General features: G+C 73.4%; 21 protein-coding genes. 8 read left to right on the forward strand and 13 right to left on the reverse strand.

What is annotated here, in order from left to right; genetic code table 11:
- Positions 1-188: 188 nt before the first annotated feature.
- From OIE49_RS31630 to OIE49_RS31645, 4 genes are all read right to left on the reverse strand, one after another.
- Positions 189-1,160 carry an ABC transporter ATP-binding protein gene (locus tag OIE49_RS31630; protein WP_326805278.1) on the reverse strand — a complete coding sequence of 324 codons (972 nt, stop codon included), beginning with the start codon at positions 1,158-1,160 and terminating at the stop codon, positions 189-191.
- A complete protein-coding gene (locus OIE49_RS31635) occupies positions 1,157-3,211 on the reverse strand; it encodes a dipeptide/oligopeptide/nickel ABC transporter permease/ATP-binding protein (protein ID WP_326805279.1) in 2,055 nt (684 codons plus the stop codon). The genes OIE49_RS31630 and OIE49_RS31635 overlap by 4 nt, the downstream gene beginning before the upstream one ends.
- Before the next feature lies 1 nt (position 3,212).
- Complete coding sequence (locus OIE49_RS31640; RefSeq protein ID WP_326805280.1) at positions 3,213-4,163, reverse strand: ABC transporter permease; 951 nt, start codon at positions 4,161-4,163, stop codon at positions 3,213-3,215.
- Positions 4,164-4,709: 546 nt separating this feature from the next.
- On the reverse strand, positions 4,710-6,284 hold the full coding sequence (locus OIE49_RS31645; protein WP_326806374.1) for an ABC transporter substrate-binding protein: 1,575 nt from the start codon (positions 6,282-6,284) through the stop codon (positions 4,710-4,712).
- Between the two features lie 153 nt (positions 6,285-6,437).
- Here OIE49_RS31645 and OIE49_RS31650 point away from each other — a divergent pair, with 153 nt between their 5' ends.
- The 5 genes from OIE49_RS31650 to OIE49_RS31670 all read left to right on the forward strand — a co-directional run bounded on the left by OIE49_RS31650 (position 6,438) and on the right by OIE49_RS31670 (position 11,648).
- The gene (locus OIE49_RS31650) at positions 6,438-7,211 is read left to right on the forward strand and encodes a FadR/GntR family transcriptional regulator (protein WP_326805281.1); all 774 of its coding nucleotides are present in this window, start codon (positions 6,438-6,440) and stop codon (positions 7,209-7,211) included.
- A 329-nt stretch (positions 7,212-7,540) separates the two neighbouring features.
- Entirely contained in the window at positions 7,541-8,500 is a 960-nt protein-coding gene (locus OIE49_RS31655) for a dihydrodipicolinate synthase family protein (protein ID WP_326805282.1), read from the forward strand.
- Positions 8,497-9,441: an ROK family protein gene (locus OIE49_RS31660; protein ID WP_326805283.1), complete on the forward strand. Its 945-nt coding sequence runs from the start codon at positions 8,497-8,499 to the stop codon at positions 9,439-9,441. Before OIE49_RS31655 ends, OIE49_RS31660 begins: the two co-directional genes overlap by 4 nt.
- Positions 9,438-10,121 (forward strand): N-acetylmannosamine-6-phosphate 2-epimerase, encoded by a 684-nt coding sequence (locus OIE49_RS31665; RefSeq protein WP_326805284.1) that lies wholly within the window; start codon positions 9,438-9,440, stop codon positions 10,119-10,121. Before OIE49_RS31660 ends, OIE49_RS31665 begins: the two co-directional genes overlap by 4 nt.
- A 60-nt stretch (positions 10,122-10,181) precedes the next feature.
- Positions 10,182-11,648, forward strand: a complete 1,467-nt coding sequence (locus OIE49_RS31670; RefSeq protein ID WP_326805285.1) for a sialate:H+ symport family MFS transporter — start codon at positions 10,182-10,184, stop codon at positions 11,646-11,648.
- A gap of 58 nt (positions 11,649-11,706) precedes the next feature.
- Here OIE49_RS31670 and OIE49_RS31675 read toward each other — a convergent pair whose 3' ends face one another.
- From OIE49_RS31675 to OIE49_RS31690, 4 genes are all read right to left on the reverse strand, one after another.
- Positions 11,707-12,234: an NUDIX hydrolase family protein gene (locus tag OIE49_RS31675; protein WP_326806375.1), complete on the reverse strand. Its 528-nt coding sequence runs from the start codon at positions 12,232-12,234 to the stop codon at positions 11,707-11,709.
- Positions 12,235-12,304: 70 nt separating this feature from the next.
- A complete protein-coding gene (locus tag OIE49_RS31680; RefSeq protein WP_326805286.1) occupies positions 12,305-13,483 on the reverse strand; it encodes an amidohydrolase family protein in 1,179 nt (392 codons plus the stop codon).
- Complete coding sequence (locus tag OIE49_RS31685) at positions 13,483-14,886, reverse strand: glutamine synthetase family protein (RefSeq protein WP_326805287.1); 1,404 nt, start codon at positions 14,884-14,886, stop codon at positions 13,483-13,485. Before OIE49_RS31685 ends, OIE49_RS31680 begins: the two co-directional genes overlap by 1 nt.
- Positions 14,887-14,934: 48 nt before the next feature.
- A complete protein-coding gene (locus tag OIE49_RS31690) occupies positions 14,935-15,099 on the reverse strand; it encodes a hypothetical protein (RefSeq protein WP_376491146.1) in 165 nt (54 codons plus the stop codon).
- A gap of 286 nt (positions 15,100-15,385) precedes the next feature.
- Here OIE49_RS31690 and OIE49_RS31695 point away from each other — a divergent pair, with 286 nt between their 5' ends.
- A complete protein-coding gene (locus OIE49_RS31695; protein ID WP_326805288.1) occupies positions 15,386-16,270 on the forward strand; it encodes a Cof-type HAD-IIB family hydrolase in 885 nt (294 codons plus the stop codon).
- A gap of 45 nt (positions 16,271-16,315) precedes the next feature.
- Here OIE49_RS31695 and OIE49_RS31700 read toward each other — a convergent pair whose 3' ends face one another.
- The 4 genes from OIE49_RS31700 to OIE49_RS31715 all read right to left on the reverse strand — a co-directional run bounded on the left by OIE49_RS31700 (position 16,316) and on the right by OIE49_RS31715 (position 19,393).
- Positions 16,316-17,083, reverse strand: a complete 768-nt coding sequence (locus OIE49_RS31700; protein WP_326805289.1) for a DUF3566 domain-containing protein — start codon at positions 17,081-17,083, stop codon at positions 16,316-16,318.
- A 96-nt stretch (positions 17,084-17,179) separates the two neighbouring features.
- The gene (locus OIE49_RS31705; protein WP_326805290.1) at positions 17,180-17,731 is read right to left on the reverse strand and encodes a hypothetical protein; all 552 of its coding nucleotides are present in this window, start codon (positions 17,729-17,731) and stop codon (positions 17,180-17,182) included.
- Between the two features lie 194 nt (positions 17,732-17,925).
- Positions 17,926-18,408: a Dps family protein gene (locus tag OIE49_RS31710; protein WP_326805291.1), complete on the reverse strand. Its 483-nt coding sequence runs from the start codon at positions 18,406-18,408 to the stop codon at positions 17,926-17,928.
- 178 nt (positions 18,409-18,586) lie between these two features.
- A complete protein-coding gene (locus tag OIE49_RS31715; RefSeq protein WP_326805292.1) occupies positions 18,587-19,393 on the reverse strand; it encodes an alpha/beta hydrolase in 807 nt (268 codons plus the stop codon).
- Between the two features lie 62 nt (positions 19,394-19,455).
- Between OIE49_RS31715 and OIE49_RS31720 the strand changes: the two genes are divergently transcribed.
- Complete coding sequence (locus OIE49_RS31720; RefSeq protein WP_326805293.1) at positions 19,456-20,229, forward strand: sulfite exporter TauE/SafE family protein; 774 nt, start codon at positions 19,456-19,458, stop codon at positions 20,227-20,229.
- A 25-nt stretch (positions 20,230-20,254) separates the two neighbouring features.
- Here the strand turns inward: OIE49_RS31720 and OIE49_RS31725 are convergent, their stop codons facing one another.
- Positions 20,255-20,416, reverse strand: a complete 162-nt coding sequence (locus OIE49_RS31725; protein WP_326805294.1) for a hypothetical protein — start codon at positions 20,414-20,416, stop codon at positions 20,255-20,257.
- 291 nt (positions 20,417-20,707) lie between these two features.
- Here OIE49_RS31725 and OIE49_RS31730 point away from each other — a divergent pair, with 291 nt between their 5' ends.
- The gene (locus OIE49_RS31730) at positions 20,708-21,844 is read left to right on the forward strand and encodes a serine/threonine-protein kinase (protein WP_326805295.1); all 1,137 of its coding nucleotides are present in this window, start codon (positions 20,708-20,710) and stop codon (positions 21,842-21,844) included.
- The last annotated feature ends 49 nt before the right edge of the window (positions 21,845-21,893 follow it).

Raw genomic sequence — 21,893 nt, forward strand, 5'->3', positions numbered from 1 at the left:
GACAGCAGGATCCTCCCGGCCTCTTGCCTGATCCTGCCGGGCCTTCCGCGGCGGCCCAAGGCATGAGGCCGGATGGACCCGTGACCGCCGAGGGCCTCGGATCTCCGGGGGAGCACTGCCGGCCTGTGCGTGGGCCCTCTCGTCCGCCTCGGTAAGGCGGAGGAGAGGGCCCGTACACAACGGCCTCCCTACGTCCGGTCGTCCTCGGTCTGCGGGTGGACGCAGTGCCACCGGTGGGACTCGTCCGGGTCGGACCGGGCCGCGGGGAAGGCGGTCACGCAGGCGTCGTCGGCCTTCCAGCAGCGGGTGCTGAAGGGGCAGCCCGGCGGTGGGTTGACCGCCGACGGCACCGGCCCGTGCAGCACGATGCGTTCGCTGCGCTCCATCAGGCTCGGGGTGGCCGAGAGCAGGGCCTGGGTGTACGGGTGCGCGGGGGAGTCGGCGACGCGTCGCGCCGGGCCCTCCTCCACGATCCGGCCGAGGTAGAGCACCGCGAGCCGGTCGGCGAGGTGCCGCACGGTCTGGATGTCGTGCGAGATGAACACCATGCCGAGGTTCAGCCGGTCCCGCAGGTCCACCAGGAGGTTGAGGACCTGCGCGCGTACCGACACGTCGAGGGCGCTGGTCGGCTCGTCGGCGACGATCAACTCCGGTTCCAGGGCGAGCGCGCGGGCGATGGCGACGCGCTGGCGCTGGCCGCCGGAGAGCTGTCCCGGCAGGGCCCGCAGGGTGTGCGCGGGCAGGCCGACCAGGTCCAGCAACTCCTGGACCCGCGCCTCGCGTTCCCTGTCGCCACCCCGCCGGTGCACGTCCAGCGGGTCGCGCAGGATCCGGCCCACCGGCAGCCGCGGGTTCAGGGCGGTCGACGGGTCCTGGAAGACGACGCCGACGGAGGCCCCGAACTCGCCGCGCCGCCGGGCGCCGGGCATCGTCCACAGGTCCTCGCCGTGGAAGGTGACCGTGCCCTCGGTGGGCCGCTGCAGACCCGTCAGCACCCGGGCCAGGGTCGACTTGCCGCAGCCGGACTCGCCGACCAGGCCGACGATCTCCCCGCGTCCGACCTCCAGAGAGGCGTCGGTCAGGGCGTGCACGTGGCCGCGGTCGAACAAGCCGCCGCCGCGGGCCTTGTGGCGTACGTGAACGTGGTCGAGCCGGATCATCGGTTGCTCCCCTGAAGCATGGCGGCCGACACGGGGTGGTGGCACGCGGTGCTGTGGTCGGGCCCGCCGCCGGGGACGGGCGGGGTGGTGCGGCAGACGTCGGTCGCCGCGGCGCAGCGCGAGGCGAACCGGCAGCCGTCCCCGAAGCGGCGGGGCGCCGGGACGATGCCGGGGATCTGGTGCAGCCGCTCGGCACCCGCCTCCAGGGACACCACCGAGCCGAGCAGACCGCGGGTGTAGGGGTGGGCGGGCGCGGACAGCAGCGACCGGGTCTCGGCGACCTCCGCGACCTGGCCGGCGTACATCACGGCGATCCGGTGCGACAGGTCGCCGACGAGGGCCAGGTCGTGGGAGACGAGGATCATTGCGAAGCCGAGCTCGTCGCGCAGCCGTTCGAGCAGTTCCACCACCTGGGCCTGGACGGTGACGTCGAGCGCGGTGGTCGGCTCGTCCGCGATCAGCAGGCGGGGGCTGCGGGAGAGCGCCATGGCGATCAATACGCGCTGACGCTGGCCGCCGGAGAGTTCGTGCGGGTAGCTGCGCAGGGTCCGCCGCGGGTCGAGGCCGACGAGTTCGAGCAGTTCGGCGGGGGTCTGCGAACCGCCGCGGCTGGTGAGCTGCTTGAGCTGACGGCCGACGAGCACCGAGGGGTTCAGCGAGGAGAGAGCGTCCTGGTAGACCATGGCGATCTCCGGGCCGTTGAGGGCCCGGCGCTGCCGGGGGCCGTGCTCCAGGAGGTTCCGGCCGCGGTACTCGACGCGACCGCCGACCTCGGCGTTGCGGGCCAGCAGCCCCATGACGGCCAGGCTGGTGATGCTCTTGCCGCAGCCCGACTCCCCGACCAGGCCGAGGGTCTCGCCCTCGCGGACCGAGAAGGAGATGCCGTCCACGACCCGGGTGTCGCCGTAGCGGTCAGGGAAGCGGATGGTCAGGTCCTCCACGACCAGGAGTTCGGGCGCGTCGCCGGCGATCGGAGGGACGGCGGACGGACCACTCAGCACACGCGCGGAGAGCCGGGCGAGCGCGGCGTCGACGTCCGCGGCGGCGTCGGTGTTCGCGACGGGACCTGCGGCATCAGCCGCACCGGCGGCACCAGCGGAAGCGGACTCGGCGCTCCCGGCCGCACCGGACACGGCGGATACGGCGGTCCCGGCCACGGAGGGCGCCGACGGCTGTGGATCCCCGTCGTCCGCGCGGGCGTCGGACGGGGCCGCCGCCGCGTCGGTGAGGCCCTCGGACAGGATGTTCAGGGCGAGTACGGTCGCCAGCAGCACAAGGCCGGGCAGCAGGGTGGCCCACCAGCCGCCCGACAGCAGGATCTGCCGGCCGTAGGACAGGACGTTGCCCCAGCTGGGGTCGGGGTCCTGCACGCCGGCCCCGATGAAGGACAGGCTGGCCTCGAAGATGATGGCGTCGGCGACCAGCACGGTGGCGAACACCATGACGGGCGCGGCGCAGTTGACGGCCACGTGGCGGACGACGATGTACGCGCGGCGGGCGCCGATCACCTTCTCGGCGGCCACGTAGTCCTCGCCGTACTGCGCCATGACGTTGGCGCGCACCACACGGGCGAGCGAGGGCATGTAGACGAACGCGATGCACAGGATGAGCACGGGCAGGCTGGTGCCGAAGACGGTGACCAGTACGGCCGCGAGCGCGATCGGCGGGAAGGCCATCACGATGTCGAGCGTGCGCATCACCGACTCGTCGCCGAGTTTGCGCGAGGTGGCGGCGAGCGAGCCGAGGACGGCGCCCAGCACGAGGGCGGCGGCGGTCGAGCCCAGACCGATGACCAGGGAGTAGCGGGCGCCGTAGACGACACGCGCGAAGATGTCCCGGCCGACCCGGTCGGTGCCGAACCAGTGGGCGCCGCTGGGCGCCTGGACGGGGACGCCGGTGGCGAGCGGATCGGCGGCTATCAGCGGCGCGAGGACGGCGGCGAGGATCACGACCGCCAGCACGCCGAGGGCGAGCCGCGAGGACGGCGGAAGCGCCCGGAACCGGATGCCGGGGCGGGACAGTCTCCTGACGAGACCGCTTCTGGGGAACATGTCACACCGTCCTGATACGCGGGTTGACCAGCAGGTACAGCAGGTCGACGACGACGTTGACGACCAGGAAGGCGACGGCGATGGTGAGCACGGTGCCCTGGACGAGTGCGACGTCGCCGCCGGTGACCCCCTCGAGGATCAGCTTGCCCATGCCGGGCAGGTCGAAGATGGTCTCGATCACGACTGCGCCGCTGAGCAGGTAGCCCACCCGTACGCCGAGCACGGTCAGCGGGGTGATGAGCGCGTTGCGCAGCACGCCCCGGACGACGACGTGACGGGGCAGTCCGTTGCCGGTGGCGGTCCGTACGTAGTCGCGGTCCAGCTCGGCCACCATGGAGGTGCGCACCAGACGGGCCAGCGAGGCCGCGACAGGGACGGCGAGGGCGAAGGCCGGCAGGGTCAGGGACCTGAGCCAGCCGCTGAAGGAGTCGGCCGGGTTGACGTAGCCGCCGGTGGGGAACACCGGGCTGTTCAGGGCGAACTGCTGGATGAGCAGCACCCCGAGCCAGAACGACGGGACCGCGACGCCCGCGATCGACAGCACCCGGGTGAGCTGGTCCGGCCAGCGGTCGCGGAAGACCGCGCCGGTCACGCCGAGCACCAGGGCGAGGACGATCGCGATCACCAGGCCGAGCGCGGTGAGCTGGAGGGTGAGGGGGAGCGCGACGGAGATGCGGTCGAGCACCGGCTGGCTGGGCGGCACGGTGGAGCCGAGGTCGCCGCTCAGCAGCCGGCCGAGGAAGCGGACGTAGCGCACCGGCAGCGGGTCGTTGAGGCCGTTGGCCTCGGCGAAGGCGGCGCGGGCCGCGGCCGAGGCGCCGTCGCCCAGCGCGTTGTAGGCGGGGTCGACTGGTGAGAACTGAAGCACCACGAAGACGAGCAGCGTGATGCCGAGGATCATCACCGGCATGATCGCCAGACGGCGCAGCGCGAGCCGGAGGAATGTGACCATCGTGGGTTCCTAGAGAAGGGGAGGGCACCGGGGTTGCGGCAGCCTTCCGGCGGGCGCCGGGGTTGTGTCAGCCGTTCGGCGGACACCGGAGTTGCGGTTGCTGCCCGACGGGGCCGGGTTGCGTCAGCCGTTTGGTACGGCACGGTTGTGTCAGCCACCCGGCGAACGCCGGTGCGGCAGCCGTCCAGCAGGCCTGCGGGCGCGGCAGCCGCACCGGCGAGCGGCGGGCCGGCGTCGGCCGTTCGGCGGACACCGGAGCTGTGGCGGCCGCCCAGCGGGGCCGGGTCGTGGCAGCCGCCTGGTAGGCACCGGAATGCGGTTGCCGTCCGACAGACAGCGAGGCACGACGGCAGCCCAGCAGGCCCCTGACACGGCAGCCGTCCGGCGGGCGCCGGGCCGGCGTCGGCCGTTCGGCAGGCACCGGCGCGCAGCCACCGCCCGGCAGCCACCGCCCGGCAGGCGGCGCCGTAGCCGCGGCGGTCGTCCGGCGGGGGCCCCGCCGGAGTGACCGTGCCCGCCGCCGCGGCGACGGGGTCGGACGGCGGGTCAGGCGCGGCTGACGTCCAGGAGCGACAGACCGGTCGTCGGCAGGGGCTTGAACCCCGGCAGCGCCTTGTCGTTCCAGGCCGTGGGCAGCTTGCGGTGCAGCACGGGATAGAGGGCGGCGGCGTCCGCGACCAGGTCGACGGCCTGGCCCCACAGCTCCTTGCGCGTGGCCTCGTCGGGGGCCTGGGCGGCCTTGTCCAGCAGGGAGTTGACCTTCTTGTACTCGGCGGTCCCGCCCCAGCCGTAGCGGCTCTCGGGCCACAGTCCGGAGTAGTACCAGCGCATCAGCAGGTCGACGTCGTTGCCGAAGACGGACGGGTCGCCGGGGGCGAGCAGGACCGTGTAGGAGCCGGCGTCCACCTTGGCGTACTGGGCCGAGGACTGGCCGATGCTCAGCGTGGTCTTCACGCCGATCGCGTCCCAGCTCTCCTTGACCAGCGGGGCCACGTCCTTGACCCAGCCGGTGTCGGTGGTCAGCAGCGTGACCGAGAGGTTCTTGGCACCGGCCTCGTCGAGCAGCTTCCTGGCCCTGGCCGCGTCGTGCCCGTAGACCGTGGTGGCCTGGTGGAAGTCGGGGTGGGTGGGCTGGAGGTAGCTGCGCGCGGCCGTGCCGTTGCCGGCCATGGCCGTGGTGATGAGCTTGTCGGTGTCCAGCGCGTAGTGCAGCGCCTGGCGCACCCGCTTGTCGTCGAAGGGCTTCTTCTTGCAGTTGAACATCAGGAAGAGCAGGCCGAAGGACTGCACGGACTCGACCTTCACCTTCCGGGCGAGGCGGTCCACGTCCAGGTAGGGCACGTCCTCGATGGCCTGCACCCGGCCCGACTCCATGGCGCTGACCCGGGCGGCGGGGTCGGAGACCAGGCGCCAGACCATCTTCTTGGCCTTGGCCGGGTGGCTGCCGTTGTACTTGTCGTACGCCTCGAAGACGATCTTGTCCTCGCGGGTCGCCGAGACCATCCGGTACGGGCCCGAGCCGACCGGCAGGGCGTCGAAGCCCTTCTGGTCCGCCTCCACCAGCTTCTTCGGAACGATCTTGGCGACCGAGACACGGCCGGGGAACAGCGCGAAGGGGTACTTCAGCTTGAACTCGACCGTCCTGGCGTCGACCGCCTTCACCGAGTCGAGGAACGGCAGGAACTGCGCCATCAGGGAGGCGTTCTTCTCGTCGAGGATCCGCTCGAAGCTGTGGACGACGTCCTCGGAGGTGACGTCGGAGCCGTCGTGGAAGGTGGCGCCCTCGCGCAGGGTGGCGCGGTAGGTGGTGGCGTTCACCTTGACCGGCAGCGCGGTGGCCAGGCCGGGCCGGGCCTCGAGCGTGGCCGGATCCAGGTCCACCAGGCCCTCGAAGACGTGCAGGTTGGCGGCGATCGGAGTGGCGCCCGAGGCGGTCATCGGGTCGAAGCCGGTCGAGAGGGCGTAGGAGATGCCCGTCTCGATGGTGTCCGTCCCTCCCGAGCCGCTCGCGCCGCTGTCCGAGCCGGTCGAGGCCGGGCCGCTGCACGCGGAGATCGAGGCGGTCAGGGCCGAGGCGGCCCCGAGGGCACTCGCATAGCGCAGAAATCTGCGACGATCCATGCCGACGGGCGTCTTGTACGACACGAGAGGTCCCTCCTGGGGGCGGCACAAAGCGAGGAAAAGAAAGAAGAGTTGAGGTCTCGTCATCAGACGTCTGATGTCCGACCTTGATAGGCTGTGAAGGTAGCTTCATTGAGCAGAAGGGGTCAAGAGGTGAATTCGTCGCGTCCGCAAGAGGTCCGGGCGGCGGTCAGGCCGTCACTGCGTCAGGAGGTCTCGGAGGCGATCAAGAGCTACATCCTCGACAATCACCTCAAGCCGGGGGACCCGCTGCCGTCGGAGACGGAACTGTGCGCCGCCCTCGGTGCCAGCCGGTCCAGCATCCGCGAGGCCGTGAAGACCCTGGCGGTGCTGGACATCGTCGAGGTGCGGCGCGGTCATGGCACGTATGTCGGCCGGCTGAGCTTGTCCGCGCTGGTGGAGGGGCTGGCCTTCCGTGGCCTGCTCAGCCCCAAGGACGACTTCCGGATCCTGTCCGAGCTGATCGAGGTGCGAGAGCTGATCGAACGCGGCATGGCCGCGCGCATCATGGCGACGCTCGGGCCCGGGGATCTCGATGCCCTCGACGCCCTCGTCGACGAGATGGATCGGCGCGGCGCCCATGACGACCGCGGCTTCGCGGAATGCGACCGGTCCTTCCACGAGCGGCTGATGAAGCCGCTGGAGAACGAGCTGGTCAGCCAGCTCTCGCTGGCCTTCTGGGACGTCTACGCCATCGTCGCGCCCCAGTTGGAGGGCATCTCCGAGGAGGCCGAGGCGGGAACCATCGCCGACCACCGCGCCATCGTGCTGGCGGCTCGGCAGGGGGACGTCGAGGGCTTCGTGCACGCCCTCTCCGGCCACTACGCGCCGGTGCGCGGGCGGCTGGCGGAGGCGCAGGCGCACGCGGGCCGGGGCGCGGAGGGCGAGGTCGAGCGCACCGCCTGACGGATCACCGGAAGCCGCCCGAGCGCACCGCCTTACGGGTCGGCGGGAGTCGCCCGAGCGCACCGCCTTACGGGTCGGCGGGAGTCGCCCGAGCGCGCCGCCTTGCCGGCCGCCGGAAGCCGCGCGCCCGTACCGGCGGGCTCCGGACGTCGTTCCCCGCGCGGGACCTGCCGCCCGGGTCGGAGTCGAGAGTGTGAGCCATCCCCCTCTTGACCGACCCGGGCGGCCGCGTCTTATGGTTCAGACGTCAGACATCTGACGTCCCTTTCGTGGCCGGCTGCGATCCGCAGATCCCGTAGTTCCGTCACCCAGCCCATGGAGTAGCCCCCATGCCTATGACCGCACCCCTGCGCGGAGTCGTCCCGCCCGTGTGCACCCCGCTCGACGCCCACGGCGAGGTCGACACGGCCTCCCTGGCCCGGCTGGTCGAGCATCTGCTCGGCGGCGGCGTCCACGGGCTCTTCGCCCTCGGCTCGACCAGCGAGGTCGCCTACCTCACCGACGAGCAGCGGGGCACCGCTCTGGAGACGGTGGTCAACGTGGTCGACGGACGGGTACCGGTCCTGGCCGGCGTCATCGACACCACCACGCCCCGCGTCCTCGACCACGCCCGCGAGGCGGCCCGGCTCGGCGCGGACGCCCTGGTCGTCACCGCGCCGTTCTACACCCGCACCCACCCCCGGGAGATCGCTGCCCACTTCCGCAGGATCCGCCAGACGGTGGACCTGCCGCTGTTCGCCTACGACCTGCCGGTCTCCGTGCACAGCAAGCTGTCGCCCGCCCTGATCCTCGAACTGGCCGCCGACGGCACCCTGGCCGGACTCAAGGACAGCAGCGGCGACGAGGGCTCCCTGCGCCGCCTGCTCGTCGCCCTCGGCGGACGCCAGGGCCGCGCCGAGGGACCCGCACCCGCCTTCTCCGTCCTCACCGGCTCCGAACTGACCGTGGACGCGGCCCTGCTGGCCGGCGCCGACGGCGTCGTCCCCGGCCTCGGCAACGTCGACCCCGCCGGCTACGTCCGGCTCTACGAGGCGGCCAGGGCCGGCGACTGGCCGCTGGCCGTCCAGGAGCAGGAGCGGCTCACCGGCCTGTTCGCCATGGTCGACGCGGGCCCCGAGGCCGAGATGGGCCGCAGCTCCTCCGCACTGGGCGCGTTCAAGGCGGCGCTGCGACTGCTGGGCGTCATCGACTGCGGCGACACCGCCTTCCCGCAGATCCAGCTCGGCGCCGCACCCGTCGCCGCGGTCGACGCGCGGCTGCGCGCCGCCGGGCTCACCCCGGTCCGATGACGCGGACCCCGGCCCCGGACACCACTCCCGTCATCGGACTCGACCTGGGCGGCACCAAGATCGCGGCCGCCCTGGTCGGCCCGGACGGCACGGTGCTGCGCCGGCACACCCGCCCGACACCGGCGCGGGCGGGCGCGCCGGCCGTGCTCGACGCGCTCGCCGCCGCGGCCCGCGAGGTGGACGACGGGGCCCGGGCGATCGGAGTCGCCGCCGCCGGAGTCGTGGACCCGCGCACCGGCACCGTCACGAGCGCCACCGACTCCATCACCGGATGGGCCGGCACCGCGCTGGCCGCGGGCCTGTCCGACCGTACGGCGCTGCCGGTCGCCTGCGACAACGACGTACGCGCCACGGCCGCCACCGAACTCGCCGAGGCCGGCGACCCGTACGCCTCCCTCGTCTACGTCGCCGTGGGCACCGGAGTCGGCGGCGCCGTCGCGGTGGACGGCCGGATGCTGCACGGCAGCGCCGGCATCGCGGGCCACCTCGGTCATGTGCCGAGCCCCGAGGCCACCGGCCTGCCCTGCACCTGCGGCGGCAGGGGCCACCTGGAGGCGATCGCCTCCGGGCCCGCGATCACCGCCCTGTACGAGCGCCTGAGCGGCCGCACCGCCGACCGCCTCCAGACCGTGGCGGAACGCGCCGCCGCGGGCGACGCCACCGCACGACAGGCGATCACCACCGGGGCGCGGGCCACGGGAAGCGCCGTCGGCGGACTGGCCAACGCGCTCGGCCCGCACCGCGTCGTGATCGGCGGCGGCGTACCCCGGATCGGCGACCTGTACTGGTCCGCGCTGACCGACGCCTTCCGCGCCGAGCTGATGGCCCCGCTGCGCCCACTGCGCCCGGTCCCTCCGCGCCTCGGCTCCGACGCGGCCGTCCTGGGGGCGGCCCTGCTCACCCGCACCGCGTCCCCGCACTTCACAGGAGGACCCCGATGACCACGACCCCCTCGCCCGTAGCCGCCGTCGCGGGCCGGCTGATCGTCTCCTGCCAGGCCCCCGAGGGCGACCCGATGCGTGACACCGCGACCCTGGTGCGGATGGCGCGCTCGGCCGAGGCCGGCGGCGCCGCGGCCGTCCGCGTCAACGGCCCCGAGGTGGTGGCCGCCGTCGCCGCCGCCGTCACCCTTCCCGTGATCGGGTTGTGGAAGGACGGCGACACCGGCGTCTACATCACCCCGACCGTGCGGCACGCCCTCGCCGTCGCCGAGGCCGGCGCCCACGTGGTCGCCGCGGACGCCACCGCCCGCCCGCGTCCGGACGGCGGCTCCTTCGCCGACCTCGTGACCGCCGTGCACGCGGCGGGCGCCCTGGTCATGGCGGACGTCGCCACGCTGGAGGAAGGCGTGCTCGCCGCCCGGCAGGGCGCCGACTTCGTCTCCACCACCCTGTCGGGATACGCGCCCGGCTCCCCGCGCCAGTCCGGCCCGGACCTGGAGCTGGTCGCCGCCCTCGCCCGCGCGACCGGTACCCCGGTCGTCGCCGAGGGCCGGATCGGCACCCCCGAGGAGGCGGCCGAAGCGCTCGCCCGAGGCGCCCACAGCGTGGTCGTCGGCACCGCGATCACCGCCCCGACCGCCCTCACCCACCGCTTCGCGACGCACCTCACACGTCGATAGAGGCGTCTTTACCTTCCGACGGTGCTCGGCGACGAGTCCGTCCGGCATCCTGGAGCAACCGTGCACCACACCGCGCCATCCAAGCCGCCCTGGTTCCGCCAGGTGGGCCGCAGCCAGTGGAAGTCGTTCTTCGCCGCCTGGATCGGCTACGTCCTCGACGGCTTCGACTTCGTGCTGATCACCCTGGTCCTCACCGAGATCAGCGCCGACTTCCACCTCGAGACCGTCCAGGCGGCGAGCCTGGTCTCCGCCGCGTTCATCACACGCTGGCTCGGCGGCGCGCTGCTCGGAGCCCTCGGTGACCGCTTCGGACGCAAGCTCTCGATGGTGGTCAGCATCCTGTTGTACTCCCTGGGCAGCTTCGCCTGCGGATTCGCCTGGGACTACACCAGCCTGTTCGTCGCCCGGCTCGCCATCGGCATGGGCATGGCGGGCGAGTACTCGTCCAGCGCCACCTACGTCATGGAGAGCTGGCCGGTGCGCATGCGCAACCGGGCCAGCGGCTTCCTGATCTCCGGCTACTCCGTGGGCACGGTGCTGGCCGCCCAGGTCTACAAGTGGGTCGTGCCGTCACTCGGCTGGCGCTGGATGTTCTACCTCGGCCTGATCCCCGTCCTGATCGCGCTGTGGATGCGCCGCGCGCTGCCCGAGGCCGCCGAGTGGAAGGCCTCGGTCGCGGAGCGGCAGCAGCGGCCCAACCCCTTCCGCCCGCTGTTCGCCACCCGGACCAGGGGCACCGTCAACGTGGTGCTCGCGGTGGCGGCCACCGTCTCGCTCTTCGCGGTCTTCACCCCGCTGGGCGACGGTCTCGTACCGGTCCTGTCGGTGCTCGCCGCGGCCTGTCTGATCGCCTTCGCCGTGCAGCTCGGCGGCCGCCGCGGCTGGCTGCTGTACGTGTCGATGATCGTCACGATCTTCTTCGCGTTCCTGTACTCCTGGCCCATCCAGGCGCTGCTGCCCACCTATCTGAAGACCGACCTGGGCTACGACGCCGGCCAGGTCACCGACGCGCTCTACTACGCCGGCTTCGGCACGATGGCAGGCTGCTGGCTGGCCGGGTTCATGGGCGACTGGATCGGCACCAGGAAGGCGTACTCCTTCACGCTGCTGGCCTCACTGGCCTTCGTCTTCCCGGTCTTCGCGGTGCGGGACAGCCTGCCGCTGCTCGGTGTGCTGCTGTTCGTGCTCCAGGCCACCAGCTTCGGCATCTCCGGCCTGCTGCCCCGGTACATCGGCGGTCACTTCCCGACCCACACCCGGGCGGCCGCGCTGGGCTTCACGTACAACGTGGGTGCCCTGGGCGGCGCCGTGGCGCCCGTCCTCGGCGCCCGCCTCGCCTCCGGCATGGACCTGGGCCACGCGCTGGCCGTCCTCACCTTCGCCGGGACGATGATCGTCGTGGTCCTCGTCGGCTTCGACGTGCCGGGCCGGCTGGGCCGGCTCCTCGACCCGGACGGGCCGGCCGACCACCTCGTGGCGGACGAGGACCGCGGCCCCGTCCCGGCCGCCCGCGCGAGCGCCGGCTAGCCGGCCGAGCCGGGGAGGGCGCCGCCGGTGATGCCGGCGGCGCCTTTCGCACAGCGCCTCAGTACGCGTGGCCCACGTTGGCCAGTGCCTGCTTGAGCAGCACCCCGTGCCCGCCCGGCATCTCGCTGTGGAGCGCGGCGGAGGCCGCCTCCTGCGGGCTGAACCAGACCAGGTCCAGCGCGTCCTGCCGGGGACGGCAGTCACCGGCGACCGGCACGACGTAGGCCAGCGACACGGCGTGCTGACGCGGATCGTGGTACGGCGTGACACCGGCCGTCGGGAAGTACTCCGCGACGGTGAACGGCTGGAGGGACGCCGGCACGCGGGGCAGCGCCACCGGGCCGAGGTCCTTCTCCAGATGCCGCAGCAGGGCGTCCCGCACGCGCTCGTGGTGCAGCACCCGGCCGGAGACCAGGGTCCGGCTGACCGTTCCGTCCGGTCCGATGCGCAGCAGCAGTCCGATGCTGGTCACTTCACCGCTGTCGTCGACGCGCACCGGTACCGCCTCGACGTACAGGATCGGCATGCGGGCGCGCGCCGACTCCAGCTCGTCCGTGGTCAGCCAACCGGGCGTGGTTTCGGTCATGTCAGACATCGCTTGATCATACTTTCAGTGGTGCTCGATGGGGAGGTCGGTGGCAGGGAGACCGGCGTGGTCAGCCGGGGTCGTCGGGGGCGGTGAGGCCGGCCGGTCCGTAGACCCGCCGGGCGTTGTCCCGCCCCGTCCAGCGGGCGATCCGCAGCGCGTCCGCCGGGCTCAGCTCGTCGGCGTCCACCCGCTCCTGCAGCAGCCCGGCCAGGCCCTGCCGGAAGGCCACCGCGCCCAGGTGGTGGAACTCGGCCACACCGTAGGCGTCGGAGCTGTACAGCAGCTTGCGGAACGGCGTGATCTCCAGGGCTTCGGCGAGTACCGCCCGAGCCCGGGCGGGTCCCACGTGGTGCAGTGTCAGGCCCACGTCGAGGTACACGTGCTCGAACACGGCGGCCAGACAGGCGGCCTGGCGCTGGTAGGGCCAGCAGTGCAGCAGCAGGACCGGGACCGTGCCGGCGGTCAGACGCAGCCAGTCGGTCAGAAGAGCGGGGTCCGCACGGTGCAGACGGATGTCACTGTCGCCGAACCCGGTGTGCAACTGGAGGGGCAGACCGAGGCCGACGGCCGTCCACAGCAGATGCCGTACGAGCACCGGATCGTCGAGACGGTCGCCGCCGCGGGCGAGCCAGCCCGCCGCCGCCCGCGCGACCTCCTCCCGGCCGGGGCGGGCCGGGTCCAGGCCGAATCCGGTGCGGTAGGCGGCCACCGACTTCACCGCGACCACGCCCGGCCGCCGCACGGCGTCCCGCGCGGCCGCGCGGAAGGCGGCACCGTACTCGCCGGGCTCGACGCCCCCGGCCGCCACGGCCTCCGCGACGCGCTCCAGGCGTACGACCTCGTACGCCACCGCGTCACCGCCCGCCGCGCCGGCCAGCTCCCGCGGGGTCGTGCCGGGCTCGGGAGCGAATCCGGTGTCGACGCAGAAGACGTCCGTGCCGCAGGCGCCGAGGAAGCGCCGGTTGACCTCCGCCGCGCCCAGCTCGGTGCGGCGGGCCAGATATTCCTCCGCGGGCGCGTGTCGCGGCAGGTCGAGGACCGGCGCGCAGTGGCGGCGCACGGCCACGCCGACCGGGCTGTCGAACGGCGAGATCCCGCTGCGGGGCCATGCCTCGCCCTCGGTGAGCAGGGACTCGAAGCCGGAACGGTCCAGGTCGGCGGTGACGACCCCGTGGCAGTGGTGGTCCACGAGCGGCAGCGCCGCGAGCACCTCGTGGACCGCTGCGGCCCCGGCCGGCGCGCCCATCAGTAGACCCAGCGGTACGCCGCCGCGACCTGCTCGTCGTTCAGCCCCTCGACGGCCGCGATCTCGCCCTGGCGCACCGCGGTGATCGCGTCGGCCAGGACCGGTCCGAGGGCGGCGCGCAACACGTCGTCCCCGCGGAACGCGGCGACCGCCTCCGCCAGTGAGACCGGCAGCCGCCGTACGCCGCGGGCCGCCGCTTCCGCCTCGCCGAACCGCACCGGGTCCCCGGTGACCTCCTCGGGCAGCGACGCGGAGGAGGCCGTGCCGTCAAGACCGGCGGCGATCAGGCAGCCCAGCGCCAGGTACGGGTTGGCCGCGAGGTCGACCGGTTTGACCTCCAGGTTGGCCGCCTGCCCGCGCTGCCCGCGGGTCCCGGTGACCACGCGCAGCGCGGCCTCCCGGGTCTCCCGGCCCCAGGCGGTGAACACCCCGGCCCACTGGGAGGGCCTGAGCCGGAGATAGCTGGCCGGGCTCGGCGCGGTCACCGCCGTCAGGGCGGGCAGGTGGGCGAGGAGACCGGCCGTGAAGGACTCGGCCTCCGGCGTCATGCCGTAGCGGCCCTCGCCCCCGGAGTGCAGGTTGGTCCCGTCGCGCCAGGCCGAGAGGTGGACGTGGCCGCCGTTGCCCACGCCCCGCGCGAGGACGGCCGGCGCGAAGGACACCTTCAGCCCGTGCCGCCCGGCCACGGCCCGCACGGTCTGCCGCACCAGCACGCTGCGGTCGGCCGCCGCCACCGGATCCAGCGCGCCGACGGACACCTCGAACTGCCCGGCCGCGTACTCGGGGTGGAACTGGTCCACGTCCACGCCCTGCGCGGCGAGGGCCGCCAGCAGATCGGCGGCGCAGTCGCTGAGCTCCACCTGCCGGACGGCCCCGTACGCCGGACCCGACACCGCGGGCTCGAACGCGCCCCCGGGCTCGTCGCCCCGGCCGAAGGCCCACTCGATCTCGACGGCCGCCTTGAAGGTGAGGCCGTGCCGCCGCTCGGCCTCGGCGGTGATCCTGCGCAGGAACGTACGGCCGCACCCGGGGTGGCGCTCGCCCTCCTGCGTGATCCGGTCGACCGGAGCCCAGGCCCAGCCGGGCTGCCCGGACAGGGCCACCAGCTGGTCGAGGTCGGGGTAGAGCCGCAGATCGCCGTCGGGGGAGCCGAGGACGTCGGTGGTGACGATCGAGTCGTGCGCCAGGAAGGTGTCGAACACCGGGGACATGCCCACTCCCCAGGCGGCGGCCGAGGGCAGCTTCGCCGTCGGGACCGTCTTGACCCGGCCGATCCCCGCGGTGTCCACGTAGGCCAGGACGACGCCGTGCACGCCACGCCCGGCCAGTTCGCCGCTGAGCGCGGTGGCCCGCTCGACGTCGCCGGGACGCCCGCCGGGAACGGGGTCGGCAAGCGTGGTCATAGTCCTCCTCGACGGGCTCGGGCGAACCGGCGGCCGGCGCCGCCCGCGTCAGCGTTTCACGGCGACCGCGCCGAACCGCGGTACCGCGACGGGGGAGTCGCCGCCCGGACGCCACCGCGAGCACGGCACCGGGCCCGGCTCGACCAGGCCCTCGAAAGAGCCGGCCACCTCGGTGCGGGCGCGGGCGCCCGGCGGTGTGCGGCCTGCTCCCACGTCTGCGCTCCTGCCGTCGCTTTCCTGCTCACGCCCCTGTCGGCGGCCTGCCGCGGCCGACGCCGCCATTGTGCCGCCCGGTGATCACCGTGTCCGGGAATCGGCCGAACCCGGCCGGCCGGGCGGGCCCCGGTAGGCTGGCCGGGTCGTGGCGCCACGACCCGACCACCCCGGCCGACGACGGCCCGGAGCCCGTACGGCGTCCGCCACCGCACGCCCCGCGCACGGCAACGGAGCCGGCGCCCCACCACCGGACGCGCCTGCCGCGCCGCCACGGAAAACGGACATGCCCAGCACACCCTCGCCCCTGCTCACCGTCTCCGAACCCGCCCCCGGGAACCTCACCGGCCCCGCCGGCATACGGCTGATCGTCACCGACATGGACGGCACGCTCCTGGACGACGCCAAGCGGCTCCCGGCCGGACTCTGGCCGACCCTGGCCGAACTGCGCCGCCGCGGTGTGCTGTTCAGCCCCGCGAGCGGCCGCCAGTACGCCACGCTGGCCGAGCAGTTCGCCGGCCACGACGAGGGCATGGTGTTCATCGCGGAGAACGGGACCTATGTCGTCCGGGACGGCGTGGAACTGAGTTCCGACCCTCTGGACCCGGCCGCCGCGGCCCGTCTGATCGGGGCCGTACGGCAACTCGCCGCCGGGGGCGTGGACGTGGGCGCCGTGGTCTGCGGCAAGCGGTCGGCCTACGTGGAGCGGACCGACGAGGCGTTCCTGGCCGAGGTCCGCAAGTACTACGTACGGCACCGGATCGTGCCGGACGCGGCGGCCGTGGACGACGACATCATCAAGGTGGCCCTGTTCGACTTCGGGTCGGCCGAGCGGACCACCGCCCCGGCGCTGGCGCCGTTCGCCGGGACCCACCAGGTCGTCGTCTCGGGCGAGCACTGGGTCGACGTCATGAACCGCACCGCCGACAAGGGCGCCGCCCTGCGCCGGCTGCAGCGCGACCTGGGGATCACGCCCGCGCAGACCCTGGTGTTCGGCGACTACCTCAACGACCTGGAGATGCTGGACGCCGCCGAGTGGTCGTTCGCCATGGCCAACGCCCACCCCGAGGTCATCGGCCGGGCCCGCCACCTGGCCCCGTCCAACAACGAGAACGGCGTCCTGCGCACCATCGCGCGCCTGCTGCACCTGCCGCCCGTCGCCGGCGACTGACCGGCCGGTGCCCGGAGCGGGGCGGAGTCCGGGCCGTGGGGCCTGTCAGCCGGAAGTGGTCTCCTCGACCCGGGCGTCCGGGTCGTCCCGGTCCCCGCGCGCACGCTCGTCGTGACCGCTGCCTCGACCAGGCCCGCCGTCCCGGCCAGGCCCGCCGTCCCGGCCAGGCCCGCCGTCCCGGCCAGGCCCGCCGTCCCGGCCAGGCCCGCCGTCCCGGCCAGGCCCGCCGTCCCGGCCAGGCCCGCCGTCCCGGCCAGGCCCGGCGTCCCGGCCGTGCCCGCCGTCCCGGCCCTTCAACCGCCGCCACGCGTCGCCGCAGTGGTCGACGAACTCGACGTAGCGCGCACCCCATCCGGGCGGCGGGAATCCCACGCGAGCCTGGAGCCGGCGGAACACCCGGCCGACGTCCGGCAGCAACTCGGGCCGCGGGTCCGAGCCCGCCGCCGCGTCGTCGGCCAGGGTCAGATGGACACCCCCGGCGTACTGGGAGGACATGTTGTAGAGGAACGCGCCCAGGGTCGCCAGGGCCGTACCCAGAACGACCTCCAGAGTGACGACACCGGCGGCGATGACGAGCGTCCAGCCGAACGAGGGCCAGGCCTCCGGGTCCAGCGCGGTCAGCATGGCCCAGACGAGCACCATGGTGACGAGCACGCAGGCCCCGAGCCCCAGCAGCACCAGACAGCTCGTCGTCATCACCGACCAGGGATCGGCCCGCGAGACGCGCATGCGTATCGCGGACGGCCGCTGCGGGGCGGGCCGCTGCCCGGAGGCGGCCTCGGTGCCGTCCTCCTGGTGCTCGGCTGTGCTCATGCCGTGCTCCTCACGGTGGGCGCGACCGCCCGCGCGGCGTGCATGGCGGCGGCCGGGCCGTGGTGGGGCGGTGCGGAAAACGGGCGGGTGCGGGAATCAGGCGGTGGCGCCGTGGCGCGTGGCCGCGGTGACGATGTGGTGGCGGGTGACACGGCCGATCTCGTGCCAGAACGGCTTCGCCGTCAGGTAGGCGCCCAGCACGGAGAGAACTCCGAGGGACACGTCGACGCTGATCCGGCCCTGCTTGGCCCAGTAGACGTCCTGAAGGTCCAGCAGGAGAGCGAACTCGTCGCAGATGAGCGCGGTGCCGCAGCCGTACGCGGCCGCGACGGCGGGGTGCCCGACCGCGCGTTCGTCACCGCGTACGGCGATCAGGCCCACGCCCGTGAGGGTGGCGATGCCGATGTTGTAGTGGTGCACGTGCTCGCCGCCGGCGGAGATGTTGCCCCAGGGCAGCCAGCCGCCCCGGATGCCGTGCGTGATGACCCGGACGGTGCCGAAGGTGACCCCGAAGGAGATCCACGTGATCAGCAACGACCGTTGCAGCGGGGTCAGATGCCGGTCCGCCGTCTCACGCCATCTGCTGACGAGCAGGGGCCGGTCCCGGTCCCGACGCCGGCCGCGCCGGCGTGCTTCGGTGAGTCTCATGGCTGACCGGCCTCCCACGCCGAACCGGCACCCGCGAACGGCGTAACGAGCCGTCCCGGACACCGCCACTGCTGTGCCATGTCGACGTTAGGCGCGGGGCCCTCGTCCCGCATGCCCGTGGCCGCGGGACGGGGCCGCTCGGGTGACGGCGGCGGTGCGCACGCCGGCCCGAGGGGCCCTCCGCCGTACGGGGTTCAGCCGCGCTCGCTCACGTTCTCGGCGGCGAACATCCAGCGCTGCTTCTCCAGTTCGGCCGTGATCGTGATCAGCAGGTCCTGGGTGACCGGGTCGGGCTTCTCCGTCGCGTCGATGCGCTCGCGCAGCCGCTTGATGGCCGCCTCCAGGGACTCGACCATGATCCCCACGACCTCCGCGTCGCGCACCCAGCCGTCCTTGGGGCCGGGCAGGGTGAAGGCCGAGGCGATCGTCTCCGGGCGTCCGTCCGGCGGCAGACCGAGCGCGGCGGCGCGCTCGGCGACCGTGTCGGCGAACTCGCGGGCCGCCGCCACCACCTCGTCGAGCTGGAGGTGGATGGACCGGAACCGCGGTCCGATGATGTTCCAGTGTGCCTGCTTCCCGATCAGGGAGAGCCCGAGAAGGTCCACGAGAGTGCTCTGCAGCGCGTCCCCGGTGACCTGAAGGGCCGAGTCGGAGATCGTGCTCTTCACGACAGTCATACGGTGGTTCTCCTTGGGGGGTCGTCTCTGGCGGTACGGAGCGGTGCGACGCGTTCGTCCTCGCCGGTCCCGCCCACGCTGCGCGACCGCTCCCTGCAGGCGCGGGTGCCCTCGCCGCGAGGGAGCAAACTACCGCTTGCCCCAGGTGGGACGCCCCTTTCCGTTCGAAAGGCGGCGTTCAGCGCGCGAGCACGCGATCCAGGAAATCCGTCATGTCGGCGTACACCTCGGCCCGGTCGGTCTCCAGGAACATCTCGTGCCGGGCGCCCGGGTGGATCCGCTCGGTCAGTGTGCCGCCCAGCCGCTCGATCCCGACCCGGCTACCCTGGAGCGGGACCAGCCGGTCGTCGCCGCCGTGCAGCCACAGCACGGGCAGCTCCCCGATGTCGCCGCCCTCGGCGACGGCCTCCAGGGTCCGCGCGAACGCCTCGACCGTCGGCCGCTTCATCGGGCCGTGCCAGACGAGCGGGTCCGCCGCGTACGCCGCACCCACCGCCGGGTCCCGGGACAGCGCGGCCGGGCTGACCGGCGTGTCGGGGATCTCGTCCAGGGCCAGCAGCCTGCCGGGCAGCTCCCAGGCGCCGATGACCGGCCCGGACAGCACGAGCGCGGCGAGTTCCCCGCCGTGACGCTGGGCGTAGCGGGCGGAGACCAGCCCGCCCATGGAGTGGCCGATCAGCACGAGCGGCAGCCCGGGGTGCGCGGCGCGGGCGAGATCCGCCACGGCGCGCACGTCGGTGACGACGTCCTCGAAGTCCTCGACCACCACCCGCTCGCCCGCCGACTTGCCGTGGCCCATGTGGTCGGGCCCGTAGACGACCGCGCCGTGCGCCGTCAGCGCGCGGGCGGGCTCCTCGTAGCGGCCGGAGTGCTCGCCGTACCCGTGCACCAGGAGCGCGATGTACCGAGGCCGCGGGTGCGGCCACTCGCGGACGGCGAGGGCGCCCCGGGTGCCGGTCAGGACGTGCTCACGGACGTCGGCCATGGCTCCTCCAGGTGGGACTCCCTTACGTCCCGCACTTGTCAGGACATAACATCGGTCACCGCATGAACACGATGACGCTCTGGAACATATCCGGGTGGGGATTCGCCGCGCTCGCCTTCGCGGCCCTGCTCGTCGGCTTCTCGAAGACCGCAGTCAGCGGGGCCAACACGGTCAGCCTCGCCGTCTTCGCGGCCGTCCTGCCCGCCCGCGCCTCCACCGGTGTATTGCTGCCGGTCCTGATCGCCGGCGACGTCCTCGCCGTCCTCACCTACCGGCGGCACGCCCACTGGCCCACGCTGTGGCGGCTGTTCCCGGCGGTCGCGGCGGGAGTGGTCGTGGGCACCGTGTTCCTGATGTGGGCCGACGACGGGGCGGTACGGACGTCGATCGGGGCGATCCTGCTGTTCATGGCGGGGGTGACGGTGTGGCGGCGGCGCGGCGCCGGCCGGGAGGAGGCGCCGGACCCGGTCACCACCCGTCCGGGCCGCCTCAAGGCCCGCTCCTACGGTGTCCTCGGCGGCTTCACCACCATGGTCGCCAACGCGGGCGGCCCGGTGATGTCGCTGTACCTGCTCTCCGCGGGCTTCCGCAAGCTCGGCTTCCTGGGCACGTCGGCGTTCTTCTTCCTCATCGTCAACGTCTCCAAGGTGCCCTTCAGCGCCGGCCTCGGCCTGATCGACGGCCGCTCGCTGCTCCTGGACGCCGTGCTCGTGGTCTTCGTCGTGCCCGGCGCGCTGCTCGGCAAGTGGGCGGTGCACCACATCAACCAGCGGCTGTTCGAACAGTTGGTGATCGCGGCCACCGTCGTGGGCGGACTGCAGCTTCTGCTGCGTTAGCCGGCCGCCCGGTCAGGTCGTCCGGTCAGGTCGTCTGGTCCGCGCGGGCCAGCGCCGCTCGGAAGCGGTCGTAGCGCTCCACCTCCCCCACGTCGTCGGCGCGCCGCGGCCGTCCCGCGACGACGCCCCAGACGCTCGCCATGAACGCCGTCGCCAGCGGGATGAGCAGCCATGTCAGAGGGGTCACCGTTCGTCCTCTCCTTCCCGAGTGGATCAGCCGGGTAGGGCGACGATGACATACATGATCAGCTCTACATATTTGTATGACGATCGACTCCCCGCTTTTCACCCGGAGGGTCCCGGTCCCGAATTCCGAAGGTTTCTTGTCCGGACAATCCGGCCGGTATGGCCGGGCAGGGGTCGGGAGCGCCCCGCGTGATCGTTAAGATGAGCCGCGGTTGCCGCGACCCGTATGCGCTGCCCGGCCGCTGCCGCGCCCGCTGCGGGGAGCGGTCGTGAGGGCGGGAATTCGGGGATCTTGAGGGCGGGGTTACGGGTGCTGGTGGCGGGGCGGTACCGGCTGCAGACGGTCATCGGGCGCGGCGGAATGGGCGAGGTCTGGCGAGGCCTCGACGAGGTGCTCGGCAGACCGATCGCGGTCAAACTGCTGCTGAACGACGGATCGGACGCCTCGGCCGAGGCCCGGTTCAGACTGGAGGCGCAGACGTCGGCCCGGCTGAACCACCCGCACGTGGTCGGCACGCTCGACTTCGGTGCGTGGGAGGACCGCTGCTTCCTCGTGATGGAACTGATCGAGGGCGACAGCCTGGCCGGTGAGCTGACCGCCGGCGGCCCGCTCACACCGGAACGGCTGGCCCAGGTGGCCCAGCACTCCGCGGAGGGCCTCGCCGCGGCGCACGCCCAGGGCATCGTGCACCGGGACGTCAAGCCCGGCAACCTGCTCAGCGACCAGCAGGGCAGCGTCCGCATCGCCGACTTCGGCATCGCCCGCTTCGTCGACGACCCCTCCGGCGCGCTCACCACCGCCGGACAGATCGTCGGCACCGGCCTCTACCTGGCGCCCGAACGCTGCATCGGCACCCCGGCGAGCGCGGCCTCCGACATGTACTCCCTGGGCTGCGTGCTCTACCACCTGTCCGTCGGCTCCCCGCCCTTCGAGGCGTCGACCGCGACCGCCCTGCTCTACCAGCACGTCGACGCCGCGCCCGTACCGCCGCACCAGCGGGGCGCGGCGCTGCCGCCCGCCTTCGAGGCGTACCTGCTGAGCATGCTGGCCAAACGGCCGGAGGAACGGCCCACGGCCCAGCAGGCCGCGGAGTGGTTCGCGGGCGGCGCGTGGCGCGGCGTGCCCGAGCCGCTTCCCCCGGAGCAGTGGGGTGGCGGCGGGGGCCACGGGCAGCACCGCGGTCCGAGCCAGCGCGGGACCGCCCCCTCGCACCGCCGCGCCGCCGCCGCTCCCGCCCCCGCACGTACCGGGGCCGCGTCAGGGGGCACCGCCATGGACTCCGGCGGCTGGAACACCAGCGTGCACCGGGTGCCCCCGCGCAGACCCGGCGTGCGCTCCTCGCTGCGCCGCCACTTCCGCGTGGCCGCCCTCGTGGGCGGCGCCGTCCTGTTCGTCTCCGCGGTGCTCGCCGGGATGTCGTGGTTCTAGCCCCTCCTACGGGTACGGCGGGACGGGCGCCCCTGGAGTCCGGACGGCG

The sequence above is a fragment of the Streptomyces sp. NBC_01788 genome (genome assembly GCF_035917575.1).
Classification (GTDB): domain Bacteria; phylum Actinomycetota; class Actinomycetes; order Streptomycetales; family Streptomycetaceae; genus Streptomyces.